The organism is Curtobacterium sp. VKM Ac-2922, assembly GCF_022815645.1.
Lineage (GTDB): Bacteria > Actinomycetota > Actinomycetes > Actinomycetales > Microbacteriaceae > Curtobacterium.
The window spans coordinates 139,680-155,099 of record NZ_JALGRO010000012.1; the positions used below are offsets into that span (position 1 = coordinate 139,680).

The 15,420-nt window shown below is 69.2% G+C and carries 17 protein-coding genes; 10 read left to right on the forward strand and 7 right to left on the reverse strand.

The annotated features are described in order from the left end of the window. The first annotated feature begins 76 nt into the window (after nucleotides 1-76). The 4 genes from MT346_RS14615 (at nucleotide 77) to MT346_RS14630 (ending at nucleotide 3,338) form a co-directional block, all read left to right on the forward strand. Nucleotides 77-283, forward strand: coding sequence for a DUF2510 domain-containing protein (locus MT346_RS14615; RefSeq protein ID WP_243563842.1), 207 nt, complete (start codon nucleotides 77-79; stop codon nucleotides 281-283). A 78-nt stretch (nucleotides 284-361) separates the two neighbouring features. Next, nucleotides 362-1,651 carry a hypothetical protein gene (locus tag MT346_RS14620; protein ID WP_243563825.1) on the forward strand — a complete coding sequence of 430 codons (1,290 nt, stop codon included), beginning with the start codon at nucleotides 362-364 and terminating at the stop codon, nucleotides 1,649-1,651. 264 nt (nucleotides 1,652-1,915) lie between these two features. Next, nucleotides 1,916-2,653 (forward strand): nuclease-related domain-containing protein, encoded by a 738-nt coding sequence (locus tag MT346_RS14625; RefSeq protein ID WP_243563826.1) that lies wholly within the window; start codon nucleotides 1,916-1,918, stop codon nucleotides 2,651-2,653. Nucleotides 2,654-2,816: 163 nt separating this feature from the next. Continuing rightward, entirely contained in the window at nucleotides 2,817-3,338 is a 522-nt protein-coding gene (locus tag MT346_RS14630; protein WP_279397089.1) for a very short patch repair endonuclease, read from the forward strand. A gap of 44 nt (nucleotides 3,339-3,382) precedes the next feature. Here MT346_RS14630 and MT346_RS14635 read toward each other — a convergent pair whose 3' ends face one another. From MT346_RS14635 to MT346_RS14645, 3 genes are read right to left on the reverse strand one after another with little or no spacing between them, the layout of a single operon-like run. Next, nucleotides 3,383-4,036 (reverse strand): ABC transporter ATP-binding protein, encoded by a 654-nt coding sequence (locus MT346_RS14635; RefSeq protein ID WP_243563827.1) that lies wholly within the window; start codon nucleotides 4,034-4,036, stop codon nucleotides 3,383-3,385. After that, nucleotides 4,033-5,892, reverse strand: coding sequence for a hypothetical protein (locus MT346_RS14640; protein ID WP_243563828.1), 1,860 nt, complete (start codon nucleotides 5,890-5,892; stop codon nucleotides 4,033-4,035). The genes MT346_RS14635 and MT346_RS14640 overlap by 4 nt, the downstream gene beginning before the upstream one ends. 35 nt (nucleotides 5,893-5,927) lie before the next feature. After that, complete coding sequence (locus MT346_RS14645) at nucleotides 5,928-6,290, reverse strand: lactococcin 972 family bacteriocin (RefSeq protein ID WP_243563829.1); 363 nt, start codon at nucleotides 6,288-6,290, stop codon at nucleotides 5,928-5,930. A 169-nt stretch (nucleotides 6,291-6,459) separates the two neighbouring features. Here MT346_RS14645 and MT346_RS14650 point away from each other — a divergent pair, with 169 nt between their 5' ends. The 4 genes from MT346_RS14650 to MT346_RS14665 all read left to right on the forward strand — a co-directional run bounded on the left by MT346_RS14650 (nucleotide 6,460) and on the right by MT346_RS14665 (nucleotide 10,056). After that, entirely contained in the window at nucleotides 6,460-7,299 is an 840-nt protein-coding gene (locus MT346_RS14650) for an ABC transporter ATP-binding protein (protein ID WP_243563830.1), read from the forward strand. Then, complete coding sequence (locus MT346_RS14655) at nucleotides 7,296-8,141, forward strand: ABC transporter permease (RefSeq protein WP_243563831.1); 846 nt, start codon at nucleotides 7,296-7,298, stop codon at nucleotides 8,139-8,141. Before MT346_RS14650 ends, MT346_RS14655 begins: the two co-directional genes overlap by 4 nt. Nucleotides 8,142-8,203: 62 nt before the next feature. Beyond that, nucleotides 8,204-9,433 (forward strand): sensor histidine kinase, encoded by a 1,230-nt coding sequence (locus tag MT346_RS18465; RefSeq protein WP_243563832.1) that lies wholly within the window; start codon nucleotides 8,204-8,206, stop codon nucleotides 9,431-9,433. Next, on the forward strand, nucleotides 9,430-10,056 hold the full coding sequence (locus tag MT346_RS14665; protein ID WP_243563833.1) for a response regulator transcription factor: 627 nt from the start codon (nucleotides 9,430-9,432) through the stop codon (nucleotides 10,054-10,056). The genes MT346_RS18465 and MT346_RS14665 overlap by 4 nt, the downstream gene beginning before the upstream one ends. 6 nt (nucleotides 10,057-10,062) lie before the next feature. Here MT346_RS14665 and MT346_RS14670 read toward each other — a convergent pair whose 3' ends face one another. The 4 genes from MT346_RS14670 to MT346_RS18470 all read right to left on the reverse strand — a co-directional run bounded on the left by MT346_RS14670 (nucleotide 10,063) and on the right by MT346_RS18470 (nucleotide 13,081). Next, nucleotides 10,063-11,217 (reverse strand): hypothetical protein, encoded by a 1,155-nt coding sequence (locus tag MT346_RS14670; protein WP_243563834.1) that lies wholly within the window; start codon nucleotides 11,215-11,217, stop codon nucleotides 10,063-10,065. Then, nucleotides 11,214-11,519, reverse strand: a complete 306-nt coding sequence (locus MT346_RS14675; RefSeq protein WP_243563835.1) for a hypothetical protein — start codon at nucleotides 11,517-11,519, stop codon at nucleotides 11,214-11,216. Before MT346_RS14675 ends, MT346_RS14670 begins: the two co-directional genes overlap by 4 nt. Before the next feature lie 61 nt (nucleotides 11,520-11,580). Then, nucleotides 11,581-12,513 carry an NADP-dependent oxidoreductase gene (locus MT346_RS14680; RefSeq protein WP_243563836.1) on the reverse strand — a complete coding sequence of 311 codons (933 nt, stop codon included), beginning with the start codon at nucleotides 12,511-12,513 and terminating at the stop codon, nucleotides 11,581-11,583. Nucleotides 12,514-12,523: 10 nt separating this feature from the next. Next, nucleotides 12,524-13,081, reverse strand: a complete 558-nt coding sequence (locus MT346_RS18470; RefSeq protein ID WP_243563837.1) for a GNAT family N-acetyltransferase — start codon at nucleotides 13,079-13,081, stop codon at nucleotides 12,524-12,526. A gap of 68 nt (nucleotides 13,082-13,149) precedes the next feature. Here MT346_RS18470 and MT346_RS14690 point away from each other — a divergent pair, with 68 nt between their 5' ends. Both MT346_RS14690 and MT346_RS14695 read left to right on the forward strand, forming a co-directional pair. Continuing rightward, nucleotides 13,150-14,769: a DHA2 family efflux MFS transporter permease subunit gene (locus MT346_RS14690; protein ID WP_243563838.1), complete on the forward strand. Its 1,620-nt coding sequence runs from the start codon at nucleotides 13,150-13,152 to the stop codon at nucleotides 14,767-14,769. A 62-nt stretch (nucleotides 14,770-14,831) separates the two neighbouring features. After that, complete coding sequence (locus tag MT346_RS14695) at nucleotides 14,832-15,113, forward strand: hypothetical protein (RefSeq protein ID WP_243563839.1); 282 nt, start codon at nucleotides 14,832-14,834, stop codon at nucleotides 15,111-15,113. Nucleotides 15,114-15,420: the final 307 nt, after the last annotated feature.

Consider the following 15,420-nt stretch of genomic DNA (forward strand, 5'->3'; position numbering starts at 1 on the left):
CCTCGCGGTGATGAGCCTCGGCGCTTCTGAGCTGGCCATGGGGTTCACGAAGACCTGTCGCGGATGCGGGCACAAGATGTCGCTGCACCTCGGTGCGCAGGCGACGACTCCGCAGCCAACCGTCACGGTCCAGCAGTCGGCGGTCCCTTCGATCGCACCGCAAGGGCCACCGCCCGGTTGGTACGCCGACGCACAGGGATCGAACCGCTGGTGGGACGGCATGCAGTGGACCGAACACGTGCAACAGTCAGCTCCACCTGCTCCCCCGGCGCCGGGCCTGTAGCTCTGACTGGTGCGCTCGCTCCTGGACCAGGGGCGAGCGCGATCACCCTTCCCCCACAACGGACACAAGGAGCACACAGTGGCAGACGAGATCGACATGATCGACGACGAAGACGGTGTCGCCATCATCGGGGAGACGTCGGCCGTTGATCGCTTCCTGGCGTCGAACGGTCTGGAGTCTCGGGGCTTCGACCTCCCGAAGCTCAGCCAGGCGTACAGCATCGGCTCGGGTGCGGCCGGCGCCGGAGCGGAGATCGCGGCCAATGCTGGCCGTTGGGTGAAGCTCACCAAGGAGTCCGCAAAGGCGATGCAACACTCGTCCCTCATGAAGGGTTCGTCTGCAGGGGTGAGCCGCGCGGTACTGACCGATGGCGGCAAGATCAAGGGACTGCTCGAGATCACCAAAGCGTCGAGGTCGTTCCTCACGAACCCCGCGATCTTGACCGGTGCGGCAGGGATCATGGCGCAACTCGCGATGCAGCAGGCCATGGACGAGATAACCGACTACCTCGCAACCATTGACGCGAAGCTCGACGACGTCCTGCGTGCCCAGAAGGACGCATCCCTCGCGGACATGATCGGCGTGGACCTCGTCATCGCTGACGCTCTCCGGATGCGCGACAGCATCGGATCCGTCAGCGAGATCACTTGGTCGAAGGTGCAAGGCACCGAGTTCACGATTGCTCGCACCCAGGCCTACGCGCTCCGTCAACTCGATGCACTGGCCGAGAAACTCGAGAAGACGACGAAGGTCAAGGACCTCGCCGACGCCTCGAGCGCTGCGGAGACAACTGTCCAGGAGTGGCTCGCAGTCCTGGCCCGGTGCTTCCAGTTGCAGGACGGTCTCGCCGTGTTGGAACTCGATCGAGTCCTCGACACCGCTCCCGATCAGCTCGACCAACACCGGAGAACGCTGAAGCTCGCGAGGCAGGAGCGGAAACAATCGATCTTGCGGAGCACGGAACGTCTCGTCGCACGGATGGACCACGCTGCGGGACTCGCCGACCTGAAGATCGTTCTGCACCCGAAGGCGGCTCGTGCACTCGTCCACTCCACGAACCTCGTCGCGGACGGCGTGGAGGTCTTCCACGACAGCCTCGGGATCGAACGCGAGCGCCGGGCGCTGGAAGCGACGCGATGGAAGGCCGCCGCGGACGCTGTTGCTGACGGAGCGCGGGACAAGGCAGTCGAGCTCGGCGAGGACGGGGTGGATCTCGCGAAGCGGCTGAGCGGCGATGCCATCGATCACGCGGCGTCGGCCGCAGGTGCGCTGTCGTCCGGGCTGGCGGGAATCGCCAGCCGCCTCCGCCGCCATGAGGCTGCTGACGGTGGACAACCCGAGGAACGCTCCGCGTCGTCGTCGGAGTGACACCGTGCCGAAGGCTGGAGCCCGTGCCGCGGCGCTCGATCGCGCCCTCCGAGATGCCGGGCTGCGCGCAGGAACGAACACACCTCGCACGCGCCTCGAAGACCTACCGGATCGGGTTGGCACTGCGTTTCTCGATCATTCTTGGCAGCTCGGCTGATCGGAGCCCCCCCCCCCCCCAACGGGCTCTCCCGCGAGTCGCTACGAGTTGCGAGGATGGTTCACGACCGGCACCCCAGAGAGGTGCCCGGCCGAGGGGACGAGACGATGGCCATCACCGGCGGCTCAGCACGCAAAGACCATGTCGACGGCGAAGCACGGCCAGGCGAAGGAGAGCTCGGGGCGAAGTCCACGGGCTTCTCCACGGGCGCTCTGCAGAAGGCGGGTGCCTCGGCACGTCGCGAGCATGAACGCCGTCTGGCGAACGACGAGGCGGCCGTGCGAGCGCGTTGGGGGCGGCTCGGCGGTGTCGCGGTCGCGCTCACCCCTGAGCGGCAGAGCACCAGCGCCTGGCGGTCGGGCGCCATCGGTGAGGAACGCGTGGGTGCATCACTCGATGCGCTGTCCTCGGACGTCGTACGGGTCCTGCATGACCGGCGGCGCGGGAGATCCCGAGCAAACATCGACCACCTCGTCGTGACGACAACCGGAGTCTGGGTCATCGACACCAAGCGCTACCAATCCGAGCGGCCCACGCTTCGCGTCGACGGAGGAATCCTCCAACCGCGAACTGAGCGTCTGTTCGTCGGCCGCCGCGACAGGTCTTCCCTGCTGCTCGGGATGCAGAAGCAGCTCGACGCGGTTCGCTCCGTGGTCGACGTGCCGGTGGTGGGTGCCCTGTGTTTCATCGACGCGGATTGGCCGATCATCGGCGGCTCGTTCCAGGTCGACGGCGTTCACGTGGTGTGGCCGAAGAAGCTCTCGAAGCTGCTCCGGCGTGCTGCAGGTGATGTCGACGTCACCGCGGTCGAGCAGCGGCTGCAGTCTGAGTTCCGTCCCGCCTGACCCGAAGAGGCCCCCGACGGACCTTGAAGGTTCGTTCTTCTCACTCTGTGATGAGTAGGAGCCGACAGCCGTACGGCCGCTCCTGAAGAGCGAGGCCTGCTTCGTTCTCCACAGAAGTCGCGACCGAACTGGGCGCCGACCCACCACTGGCTACCGTCGGACGATGCAGCACTGGGAAGCCACCGATGCCCGGCGGAAGCACATGTCCCGCTTCGGCCGTCGCGACACCGCGCCCGAGCTCGCTCTCCGGCGAGCGCTCCACGCCCGGGGCCTGCGCTACTTCGTCGACCGCCGCGTCAGCACCGCCACCCGCTGCCGAGCCGACATCGTGTTCCCGCGAGCCCGCATCGCCGTGTTCGTCGACGGCTGCTTCTGGCACCACTGCGACCAGCACATCCACCTGCCGAAGGCCAACGCGGAACTCTGGCGCACGAAGCTGCTGGCGAACCGGCAGCGCGATGCGCATCACGATGCGGTCCTGCGCAGCGAGGGCTGGAAGGTGCTGCGCGTCTGGGAGCACGAGGACCCGGACGCTGCTGCGGACCGCGTGGAGCGCGAGCTGCAGCGGTGGGCGCGCATCGCGCGAACGCGCCACAGGCGGACTGGAGGCACAGCTCGACCCGGCCCCGATCCTCCATTCCGGTACTCCCCCATTTCGCAGCCCACAGCACCCGGATCGTGGTGACGACACGGGTCTGCTTCTCCTGGTGATCGCGCGTGCTTCCTCGTTCACCGAGCCGACAGATCGAGGCTCCGATCAGCCCACTTGACGAGCTCCGGATCATGCGTCGCGACGACGACCGCACTTCCGGATGCGCGCAGCACGTCGAGCCCCGACCGAACCCGCGCGGAACTCTCGTCGTCAAGCGACGCTGTCGGTTCGTCCGCGAGCACGATTCGCGGTCGTTGCAGGAGCAACCGCGCCACGGCGACCCGCTGCTGTTCCCCGCCGCTGAGTGTGCCTGCGCGCAAACGCTGGCGGCCGTGCAGTCCCACCATGAGCAGCGACTGGTGCATCCGAGCGGGGACTTCTCGACGTTCGGCGGCAGTGAACGGCAGCACACGGAGGTTCTGCTCGACTGTCCACTCAGGAACGATCGCGTGGTCCTGCATGACGAAGCCGATGTCGTGGCGGCGGAGGCGTCGAAGCATGCGAGGGTGCGCATCGTTCAGGTCTGTGCCGGCGACGTGGATCGTGCCCCGTGTGGCACGCTCGAGCCCGCCGAGGCATCGCAGCAGCGTGCTCTTCCCCTGGCCGGACGGTCCGCGCAGGGCGAGTGCTTCACCCGGTCCCACCCGGACGTCGAGCCCGTCCCACAGCGTTCGTTTCCCGATGTCGTAGCCGAGCCTCTCGGCGGTGATGTGTGCTCGTTGCTGCGTCATGCTCTCCTTCTCCAGACGTGGTCAAGGGCGATCAGCACGCTGAGCACGAGTGCGGTGGCGCTCCCTGCAGCCACGGCTGCTCCGATGATCTCGGCGGGCTCGAACGTCCCCAGCGCACCGGTCAGGAGTGCCGCGCATCCGCTCGTCGCAGCTGCTCCCAGGACGAACGATCGATGCGCTACCGCCGGATGTCGCCCGACGAGACGCAAGAGACGGTGTGCGCGCTGCCCGCGGCGGAGATGGCTCGTGACGAGACTTCCGGCGGCGAAGAGCGCCGCGACGAGGGCCGCAAGACTCGCGCCAGCGAGGACGATCCGGTCGCTTCGGACCACCGCGAGCCGCCGGTCGATCACGGCGCCGACGGCATTGACCTGGGTGACCACGTCGAACACGTGCTCGTCGTGCAGTGCCTGTTCCAGGCTGGCGCGGTCCGAGAACCGTACCTCTCCGTTGTGGGTTGCGGTGCCGACACGGTTCGGAGCGATGTCCTTGACGTCCGACACGACGACGACTGCGATCTCCGGCCAGGTCGGTCCCTTCGGGGCTCCCCAATCCACCCACCGGTCAGCGGCCTCGACGATGGGAGCGGTGCTCTCGACGACCTCAGTGGACACCGACAGTGTCCTCGGCGGATCTGCGTCATCGAGCGCCCAGCCCTCCGCGATGCCGCTCCGGACCTCGTTCTCGATCTCATCCGCGCGACCGTGCATGGCCTCGGGTACCAGCACCGTGACACCGTCGCGCCGCGCGACCGACTCCGGTAGGCCGGTGGTGCCGCTTCCCGCGACCACCAGCGCATCAGGAAAGGCATTCGTCATCGCCATCCGGGCACGCTTCCGCTCGATCGCGGCGGCGCCGATGCTCCCGAGTGCCAGGTCCTGGCGTTCTCCCGCGAACCCGACGCCCAAGACGACATCGTCACCATGCGCTGCTTCCGCAGCGAGCGAGGCCTCGAGTGTTCTCGCATCGGTGCTCGCTGACGTGATCGTCGACACGTTCCCGACCAGCACGACGACGAGCGCGATCCCCGATGCTGCCGTCAGCACCGGCCGCCAGCGGCGCACGTCCGGCCCGCCGAGCTGACGTCCGCTGATGACCGCGAAGCCGACATGAGATCCTGCCGTGGCTGCGAGAGCGATGGCACTGACGGTCGCGAACGAGGTCCAGCAAAGAACCCAGACGGCGTCTGACGCTCCGCGAACTGCGAGGAAACCGGCGAGTCCGGCGAACACGGCCGCGAATGCGGTGAGGAGGAGCACGGCGATGTCCACGAGCTCGCGTGCTGCGATGCGTCCGAGGGTCCAACCAGCGAGACGACGCACGCGCTGGCGGGGTGCGCGGTGATGCGACTCCGAGACCAGCGCGATGAGGAGCGCAATCGACACCGCGAAGCCGATTCCGGCCACACCGGGCTTCATCAACGCCTCGAGCAGTGTCGGGAGCGGCAATGGCTCAGCCCTCGAGAACGTGAACCCAGCCTCGCCGAGGTGACCGAGGAACCGTGACACGTCCGGACCGGACCCGTCGACCGCGTACGTCCAGACGATGACGGCGTCACCGATGTCACGAACTGGACGCTCCGTGATCTCCCCCCAGAACGTCGGTCGAGCGATGTCGCCGTGCAGCACGTACGCGTCGAGTTCACCGGGCGCGCCGCTGCGGTCGGGAACGAGCAACGCGAGGTCGACGCCGTCGTCACTCGCCAGACGCTGGAGGAGCGCGATGTGCTCCGCTTTCGTGGGCCCGAACGGCAGATCGGTCAGGTCGATCGTGGTTCGTCCCGACGCATAGCCGAGCGCCTCGACGCTGCCGGAGAGGAAGACGACGAGGCCCGCGGAGAAGAGCGCGACCGCCACCACCGCGATGATGGTGGCGGTCGCGAAGGTCCGGATCAGTAGATGTTCCAGAAGGCCTGGTTGCCACTGAACGCGGAGGGGCGACTCGCGGAGGCGATCTTCCCCTTCGCGACCTTGCCGGAGGACTTCGTGACTCCGGAGGACTTCACTGATGCACTGTGCACCAGCTTCGAGTTGTCGTAGACGGAGACGACTCGTCCACTGCTGACTGCGTACGTCCAGATCCCCCCGCCGACCACCTGGGTGCCGTTGCGCGCCGTCTTCGGCGAATCGAGCGTGACACTCCCACCCGTTGCGGCAGCGTCGCCGACAGTGGCGGCGGATGCGGCGCTGGCACCCATCGTCCCTGCGAGCGTCGTCAGCGCGCAGAGCGCGATGGTCACGATCGACTTCGTCATGTGGTGTTCCCCTCGTCGGTTCAGGTCGGAGTTCGACCGGGACTGACGCTACACAAACAATTCCACCATCTGAAGTCTTGCATATTCACCGTCCCATCCTCCGATCGGAGGATGCAACCCCACCCGCTCCCCCGACCCACCGAGCCGAAGACCGGGCCAGGCTGGCACCATGCCCGACACCCCAGCCATCGAGGTCCGCAACCTCGCGAAGCAGTACCCCACCGGCAAGCGCGCCGTGGACGACGTCTCCTTCACGATCGCGCAGGGCGAGACCTTCGCCCTCCTCGGCCCGAACGGCGCCGGCAAGTCCACCACCGTCGAGATCCTCGAGGGCTACCGCTCCCGCACCGACGGCCACGTCAGTGTCCTCGGCCACGACCCGGCCCGTGCCAGCCGCAGCCACAACGCCCGCATCGGCATCGTCCTGCAGACCAGCGGCGAGTCCCCCAACGTCACGGTCGCCGAGCAGCTGAACCACTTCGGCCGGCTCTACCCGAACCCGCGCAGCACCGACGAGCTCATCGCCGCGACGGGCCTGACCGAGCAGCGCAACACCCGCATCGCCCGGCTCTCGGGCGGGCAGCGCCGCCGTGTGGACGTCGCACTCGGCATCATCGGCCGACCAGAGGTCCTGTTCCTCGACGAGCCGACGACCGGCTTCGACCCGGAGGCCCGCCGGCAGTTCTGGGACCTGCTGAAACAGGTGCAGCGCGAGGGCACGACGATCCTGCTCACCACGCACTACCTCGACGAGGCCGCGCAGCTCGCCGACCGGGCAGCGGTGATAGCAGACGGCAAGCTGCTGGACATCGCCCCGATCGACGAGATCGGCGGCGCTCAGGCTCGCACACCACGCATCCGCTGGCACGACGACGCCGGCACCGTGCACGAGGAGCGCACCACCAACGCGGCGGAACGGATCCGCAGCAGCACCGAACCGATGCACGACCTCGAGGTCATCCGCCCGTCCCTCGAGTCCGTCTACCTCGAGATGGTGGGATCGAAATGACCACGACGACCAGCGCACCGACGACCAAGAGCCGGACCAACACGGCCAGCATGGGCACCGCCCGCATCAGCTACGAGATCCGCTCGTACTTCCGCGCTCCGGACTCGGTCTTCTTCACGTTCCTGTTCCCGATCATCATGCTGGCGCTGTTCTCGGTCGCGTTCAGCAGTGCTCCGGACATCCAGGCCGGGCGGAACGTCAGCGTCGACTACGCGACGTACTACTTACCGGGTCTGGTGGCGACGGGCATCCTCCTGTCGGGCACACAGTCGCTCGGTGTCGACATCGCCGGCGAGCGCAGCGACGGCACGCTCAAGCGTCTGGGCGGCACACCGCTCCCCGTGCTGAGCTACTTCGTCGGCAAGATCGGCATGGTCCTGGTGACCACCGTGATCCAGACCGCCCTGCTCCTGCTGATCGCGAGCCTGGTCTTCGGCGTCGACCTGCCGACCGACGGCACCCTGTGGGCACGGTTCGCGGGGATCATGGTCCTCGGCATCGCGACCAGCTGCGTACTCGGCATCGCGATCTCGGCCCTGCCGCGCGAAGGACGCCGCGCCACCGCCACGATCGTCCCGATCGTGCTGGTCCTGCAGTTCATCTCCGGCGTCTACCTCCCCTTCACCCAGCTGCCCGACTGGCTGCAGAACGCCGCGTCCGTCTTCCCCCTGCGGTGGATGGCGTCCGGCATGCGCTCCGTCTTCCTGCCCGACGCGTTCGCGGGCGCCGAGCCAGGAGGCGCGTGGCACCTGGGCATCGGAACGCTGGTGTTGGTGGCGTGGCTGGTCGTGGGCACGGTGGCCTGCGTCCTCACCTTCCGCTGGAACCGCAAGGACTCCTGATGCGCCGGATCCGGCCTGTGGACAACTCCGATCGGGCCGTGTCCGGGTGGCAGGCTGTGTCCATGAGCACCGAGAGCTGGGTCCGCAACCGGTGGTTGCACGCCTTCTTCGGGGCGACCATGGCCCTGACCGCAGTGATTGCGGCGTTCGGCTGGTCGCCCTGGTCGTCGCGGTGGCCGGCGTACGCGATGATCGCGATCCTGGTCCTCGCCTACGTCGCGTACGGGCATCGCGGCTACTCCGAGCCGAAGGCCGCGGCGGTGTTCCTGCCGTTGGTCGTCGTGTCGGCCGCGGTGTTGCCGGCGATCGCACCGAGTACGGCGTTCGTGCAGTGCATCGTGTTCCCGCTGATCTGGGTCCAGACGGAACGCATCCGCACCGGTGTGCTGTTCTCGATCGCGGTCGGGGTTGCCAGCAGCATCGGCCTGCAGGTCTCCGGCGGTCCAGACGCCCTGGTCAGCACGCTCGTGATCGAGGGCATCAGCATCATCGGGGCCTGCGCGATGGGCATCTGGATCTCGAGCATCGCGGACCTGTCCGAGTCCCGCCGTGAACTCCTCGACGAGCTCCGCGCCACGCAGACCTCGTTGGCCCAGGCGAATCGCAACGCCGGCATCGCCAGCGAACGCGAACGTCTGGCGCGTGAGATCCACGACACCGTCGCGCAGAACCTGGCCGGCATCGTCATGCTCACCGAACGCGCGCAGAGCGACCTGGCGAGCCACCGGATCGATGCACTCCAGGACCGCCTGGTCGTGCTCGAAGAGTCCGCACGTGCCGCGTTGGAAGAGTCCCGCGCCCTCGTCGCTGCCGGAGCGGCCGGCGTCACGCGCGACAGCCTCGGCGGAGCCCTCCACCGACTGGGCGAGCGCCACACCCGCGAGACCGGCACGACGGTCACCGTCGACGCCTCGGAGTGTGCGCTGGACCGCGACGCGCAGGTGGTGCTGCTCCGCGTCGCCCAGGAGGCCCTGAGCAACGTCCGCACGCATGCTCGCGCGACCGCGGTGCACGTCGAACTGCGCCACGAAGCCGAGCAGACGACCCTGCGGATCACCGACGACGGGGTCGGTTTCGACACTGGCGTCAGTTCAGCGGGCCACGGGCTCCGCGGCCTGCGCGAGCGCCTCGCGCTGGCGGGCGGGTCGTGTCGGATCACCAGCGGCCCGGGTCGCGGCACCGTCGTGACGGCGACGCTGCCCACCGGGGCTGCACCGAGCCTCCCGTCCGCACCGGTCCTCTCGTCTGTCCCGGCGTCAGCCGAGCGCTCGGTGGCGGGGGTGGCCCGGTGATCCGCGTGGTGGTGGCCGACGACCACCCCATCGTCCGCGCCGGCATCGTCGCGCTGCTGCAGGACGCCGACGACATCCAGGTCGTCGGTCAGGCGCCCGACGGCGAGAGCGCGGTTGCCGTGGTCTTGGCCGAACGCCCGGACGTCGTGCTCATGGACCTCCGCATGCCGCACCTCGACGGTGATGCGGCGACGGCGAAGATCCTCAGCGCCGATCCCGGCATCCGCGTGCTGATCCTGACCACGTACGAGTCCGACGACCAGATCCTCGCCGCCATCGAAGCCGGAGCCACCGGCTACCTGCTCAAGGCGGCGCCCGAGTCCGAGATCCTGGCGGGCGTCCGCGCCACCGCGCGGGGTGAGACGGCGCTCGCGCCCTCAGCTGCAGCGGCCCTGGTGCGTCGGGCCACGGGCTCGGTGCCGACCGGGCCGTCGCTGACCCCGCGCGAGCTCGACGTGCTCCGGCTCGTCGCGCAGGGCAACAGCAACCCGGCGATCGGCCGCGCCCTGTTCCTCAGCGAGACCACCGTGAAGACGCACCTCGGGCATGTGTTCGAGAAGCTCGGTGTGAACGACCGCACGCGCGCCGTGACGCGCGCGATGGAGCTCGACCTGCTCCGCTGACGGGGCTCAAGTACGGACTGCGGCCGTCGCAAGCCCGTTCGTCGTGGTGGCCACCTGTCGGACCAGGCTGCTCGGGCGCTCGGGAGCGAGCGTGACACGGTCGCCCGTACTACTCCATTCTGCGACGCCGACCCCGCCGATCGACAGCCATCCGAACCCCGAGCGCGCAGCGTCGCTCCAGCCGCGCACGGACTGCCAGGTCGGCGCCGTCCAGGCTGCCCGGAACCAGGCGACGTCGCTCGGGCACGGGCCGGAGCGGTCGACGAGCTGCGCCGACGAGATCGTCACCGCACCACGGCCGACGATCGTGCCCGTCGGTTCCGGGGAGATCCACGCCAACAGGTGCCCGGCAACCGACCCGACGTCCACGACTCCCAGCGCCGTCGAACCGTCCGGCTGCTCCGCTCGCACGACGCACCGCCGGCCCTGCACCCAGCACGACCATCGGTGGACGACGTCGGGGTTCGCGGGGTCGTTCCGCTCGACGGCGAGCACCGCGTCGGGGTCCCTGATCGGACCGACCAGCTCGTCGCCCTTGTCCGTGGTAGCGCCGAACCGGCCGACCAGTCCGTGCTCCCGTGCTGACCGGCCGGCCTCGGACCGCCGTTCACCACCCGGCACAACGCCACGGTCACGGAAGCGCACCAGGTGGTCGAGCACACCGGCGTCCGTGCGCCACTGCAGCACCGGCCCCGGACCGACCTCGGCGGCCAGTTCCGGCAGACCGACCGCGTGCACGGTGTCCCGCGTGGACCACCGGGACTCCAGGAGCCCGTCGACGACCTCCGACACCGCGGGCCAGTCCCGCACGGAGCACCGCAGATCGATGCGCACGCGTGTGCCACCGACGTCGATGCAGCGGTGCTCGACCATGACCAGGTCAGCGGGCTCGGGCAGCGCGAACAGGATCTGATCGGTCGCGGATTCCAGCAGCACGGCGTCCGGCCGTGTCGTGAGCACGCGGCGCGCCAGCTCCACCGGCCGATCGGGCACTGCCGACAGTCCGATCGACACGACGCCGTCCGTTCGGTCGAGCCGGACACCTCCGTCCGTCGGGGACGCTGCCCAGCCGACCGGCACCTCGAACACCAGACCACCGACGATCACGAGCGCGTCCCACCGTGGGTCCGGCCACGGGTCCCACGGCACGTGCCGGGTCATCGGCGCATCCGGCGCCGGTACCAGCGGGGCGCAGCCCATCGCGCGCCGCCGAACATCATGCAGAACCCGAACGATCCGCTGAGGACGAAGCACCCCATCAGCGAGAGGGCGAGCGGGACCGGTCCGTTGAAGCAGGTGCAGGCGATGCCCTCGCACACCACGGCGGTCCCCAGCCAGAAGATGCCGAAGAACTGCATGCTGGGGTTGATCCGGACCCACGAGCGCCAGACGCCGAGGTACGCCAGCGCACCGAGCACCATGAACACCCCGCCGATCACGATCATCCAGACCACTGCTGCCATCCGGCGCCCCCGTCCGTTCCGTCGGACCTCCACCCTACGGCGGGGCCCGACGGACCAGCGGTCACCAGGTCAGCACGAAGCGCCCTCGCGTCCCACCGGCCTCCAGCCGCTCGTGCGCCTCGGACGCCCGCGACGCCGGCAGCACCTCGGCAACCCGCGGCGTGATCGTCCCGCCCTCGACGGCGTGCCGCAGCCGCTCGAGCTTGTCGAACGACCGGTACTCGCCGAACACCATCACCTGCTCGAACCGCACGCCGTCGGCGCCGTTGCCCGGCCACCCTCGCACGTCGATGAACGCACCGCCGTCACGCACGGCGGGCACGACCACGTCGCGCTGCACGGCGGCGTCGGCCAGCGCGTCGACGCCCTCGGGCACGATCGCCCGCACGGCATCCGCGAACCCGTCCCCGCGCGGCACGACGTGGTCCGGCCCGAGCGAGCGCACGAGCGCCTCGTCCTTGGGCGCGGCGTCGGCGATGACCGTGATGCCCTCGGACTTGGCGAGCTGCACCAGGTAGTTGCCGAGCAGGCCGGCGGCGCCGGTGACGGCCAGGGTCCCGCCACGCTGCACGCCCGCGAGCTCGAGGATGCGGATCGCGGTCAGTCCGTTCATCGGCACGGTCGAAGCCAACTCGATCGAGGTGTCCTTGGGCACGTGGGTGAACGAGCCGACCGGGGCGACGAGCTCCTGCACGTAGGCGCCACCGTGGGTGCTGAGGGGCAGTGCCATGGCCATCACCGCGTCGCCGACCTGCCAGCCGGACACGTCGGGGCCGACCTCGTCGATGACCCCCGCAGCGTCCATCCCGGGCACGTACGGCGACGACGACTGCGAGCTGTCGCGCTCACCGGCCCGCACGCCGGTGTCGGTGGGGTTCACGGCGAACGCCTGCACGCGGATCCGGACCGATCCGGCTCCCGCGTGGGGCTCCGGGACCTCGTGGACGGCGAGGGCCTCGGGCCCTCCGAACTCTGTGACTCCGACGACCTGCATGCCTTCCGTTCTACCGGTCGATGCCCGACGGCTCCCAGCCACCCGGCACGGGCATCGCCATCTCGATCGAGTCCCCCGGCGCGAACCCGATCGCCCGCCGCCGCCCCGTCGGGGTGAACCCGTGCCGGGCGTAGAAGCGACGCGCCGGCAAGCCCGCCGGCCCCTCGTCCACCCACAGCGTCAGCCTGTCCCCGCGTCCCGGCACCCATGCGAGCACCTCGGCGAACAGTGCGTCGGCCACGCCGTGCACCCGACCGCGGAACTCCGGCGTCACCCACACGCCGGTCAGAATCGGTCCGTCCTGCTCCTGCGCGCTCATCATCCGGATCCACCGCCCGGTGTCGTCGTGGACCGCCGCCACACTCATCGCGTCGATCGCCGTGCCGCGACGGGCCCGCATCCGCCAATCGTCCTCGGTCATACCCAGGGTCGTGGCGAGCGTCGCACCGTACGAGATCGGGTTGTCGGTCGCGTTCTCGATGCGGGTCTGGCGGACCAGGGGCCAGTCGTCCTCCACCGTCGAACGGACCGTGAACCGGGCACCCTGTCCATCTGACTCAGTCCGCACAGTTCCATCCTGCCCGACAGGGAGTACCGTCAACTCGTCAGCATGCTGAACACCCGAAAGGACCCCTCGTGAGCACCACCGCCGCACCCGAACGCCGCCGCTGGATCGGCCTGGTCGTCATCAGCCTGGCCGTCGCCCTGATCATCGTCGACTCCACGATCGTGAACGTCGCGATCCCCAGTATCGTCGCTGATCTGGACATCGGTTCGACCCTGGTGCAGTGGGTGCAGGAGAGCTACACGCTCGTGTTCGCCGCCCTGCTGCTGGTGTTCGGCGCGCTCGCGGACCGGTACGGCCGACGTCGACTGCTGGCCACGGGTGTGATCGTCTTCGCAGTCGCGTCCGTGCTCGCTGCCCTGTCCCCCACGGGTGACCTGCTGGTGGTCTCGCGGATCCTGCAGGGCATCGGCGGCGCCATGGTCCTGCCCACGACGCTTTCGATCCTCAACGCCACGTTCACCGGACGCGAGCGCGGCATCGCCTTCGCCGTCTGGGGCTCGACGATCGGCGGGATGGTCGCCGTCGGGCCCCTGCTCGGCGGCTGGCTGACGACGGAGTTCTCGTGGCGGTGGGCCTTCGGCATCAACGTGCCGATCGTCGCGATCATCCTGGTCGGGCTCGTGTACGCGGTGCAGGAATCCCGTGACGCCGCTCACGCCGAGCGCATCGACGTCGTCGGTGCGGTGCTGTCCGTCGTCGCCAGCGCCACCCTGGTGTTCGGTCTGATCGAGGGACGCACCTACGGCTGGTGGACCCCCTCGTCGACGCCGCTCACCATCGGCAACTGGTCGTGGTCGACGGGCATCTCCCCGATCCCGATCGCGTTCCTGGTCGCCGTGCTGGCGGGCGTCGGGTTCGTCCGCTGGTCCCTGCGCCGGCAGCGGTCGGGTCGTTCGGCGCTCATCGCCCTCGACCTGTTCCGCATCGGCTCGTTCCGCAACGGCTCCATCGCCGCGCTCATCGTGTCGCTCGGCGAGTTCGGCATCATCCTGAGCCTTCCGCTCTGGCTGCAGAACGTCCTCGGCTACACCGCACTGCAGACCGGGTTCGTCCTGCTGGCCCTGGCCATCGGCTCCTTCGTCGCCAGTGGGTTCGCTGCGACGGTCGGCCAGCGGATCGGTGCGCTGCCGATCGTCCGGATGGGCATCGGTGCCGAGATCATCGGGGTCGCGGCGATCGGCTTCGTGATCAGCGCCACGACCGCATGGTGGGCGATCGTCCCGTGCCTGTTCGTCTACGGCTTCGGTGTCGGGCTCGCGACCGCCCAGCTGACCGGTGTGGTGCTGCAGGACGTCCCCGTCGAGCGCAGCGGCGAGGCCTCGGGCGCCCAGAGCACCGCACGCCAGATCGGTTCGGCCCTCGGCATCGCCGTCCTCGGCACCGTGCTGTTCACCTCGACCGGCACGGTCCTCGAGAACCGCCTGCAGGACGCCGGCGCACCCGCGGCCGCGGCCTCGAAGGTCGCCGACGCGGTCGTGCAGTCCTCGGGCGGCGCGATCGGCTCGCTGACCGGCGAAACCCGCGACAGCGCCGAGGTCGCGTTCTCGGACGGCACCCGCGCTGCCGCGTTCTCGGCCGCGGGCTTCCTGGTCATCGGGCTCGGCGCGACCCTGCGACTGCGGGCACCCCGCCGCGAGGACGAGTCCGCCGACGACGCTGCACAGCCCGCCACCACCAGCGCCGACTGACCCAGCGCAGCGCCCGCGGCACCGTAGGGTCGTCACGCACAGCCACGACCTGGGAGGACGACGTGATCTGGATCATCGGTGCCGTCCTGATGCTCATCGGCACTGTCGGGTACACCGGAGTCTGGCGCTCGTGGGCGAAAGACGGCCTGTCGTACTGGGTATTCGGTCTGTTCTGGTTCGGTCTCGGCATCGTCCTGGTGAGCGTCGTCCTCGCCACGGACGCACCGACCTGGGTGTTCTGGATCCCCGCAACGCTCACTGTCCTCGGGGCGACAGCAACCTGGTACCTCCCACCGGCACTGACACCCCGGTGGTTCCGCGAGCAGCGCCGCAACTGGCGCTGACCGGGCCGCTCCGCGGCTACTGCACGACAACGGTCAGGAGGCGCGGCAACCGCCCGCATCACACCGACCGCCATCTCGATATGCACTTTCTGCCGACCGGCGCAGGCCCGGTGCAACCGTCACGTCCGTCCGTTCCGTGCTCGCACCGGGATGGATGCAAGAAGAGTGGAAGACCCCCTGGAATGCAGAAAACCCCTGACCTGTGGAGGTCAGGGGTTTCCTGGTGTTGCACGTTGAGTCCGGCGGCGTCCTACTCTCCCACAAGGTCCCCCTTGCAGTACCATCGGCGCTGAGAGGCTTAGCTTCC

What these genes read in the sequence shown, in the direction of transcription:
- MT346_RS14615 (WP_243563842.1), top strand. Translation starts at nt 77, where the DNA reads ATGTCGCTGCACCTCGGTGCGCAGGCGACGACTCCGCAGCCAACCGTC.
- MT346_RS14625 (WP_243563826.1), top strand. Translation starts at nt 1,916, where the DNA reads ATGGCCATCACCGGCGGCTCAGCACGCAAAGACCATGTCGACGGCGAA.
- MT346_RS14630 (WP_279397089.1), top strand. Translation starts at nt 2,817, where the DNA reads ATGCAGCACTGGGAAGCCACCGATGCCCGGCGGAAGCACATGTCCCGC.
- MT346_RS14635 (WP_243563827.1), bottom strand. Translation starts at nt 4,036, where the DNA reads ATGACGCAGCAACGAGCACACATCACCGCCGAGAGGCTCGGCTACGAC.
- MT346_RS14645 (WP_243563829.1), bottom strand. Translation starts at nt 6,290, where the DNA reads ATGACGAAGTCGATCGTGACCATCGCGCTCTGCGCGCTGACGACGCTC.
- MT346_RS14650 (WP_243563830.1), top strand. Translation starts at nt 6,460, where the DNA reads ATGCCCGACACCCCAGCCATCGAGGTCCGCAACCTCGCGAAGCAGTAC.
- MT346_RS14655 (WP_243563831.1), top strand. Translation starts at nt 7,296, where the DNA reads ATGACCACGACGACCAGCGCACCGACGACCAAGAGCCGGACCAACACG.
- MT346_RS18465 (WP_243563832.1), top strand. Translation starts at nt 8,204, where the DNA reads ATGAGCACCGAGAGCTGGGTCCGCAACCGGTGGTTGCACGCCTTCTTC.
- MT346_RS14670 (WP_243563834.1), bottom strand. Translation starts at nt 11,217, where the DNA reads ATGACCCGGCACGTGCCGTGGGACCCGTGGCCGGACCCACGGTGGGAC.
- MT346_RS14675 (WP_243563835.1), bottom strand. Translation starts at nt 11,519, where the DNA reads ATGGCAGCAGTGGTCTGGATGATCGTGATCGGCGGGGTGTTCATGGTG.
- MT346_RS14680 (WP_243563836.1), bottom strand. Translation starts at nt 12,513, where the DNA reads ATGCAGGTCGTCGGAGTCACAGAGTTCGGAGGGCCCGAGGCCCTCGCC.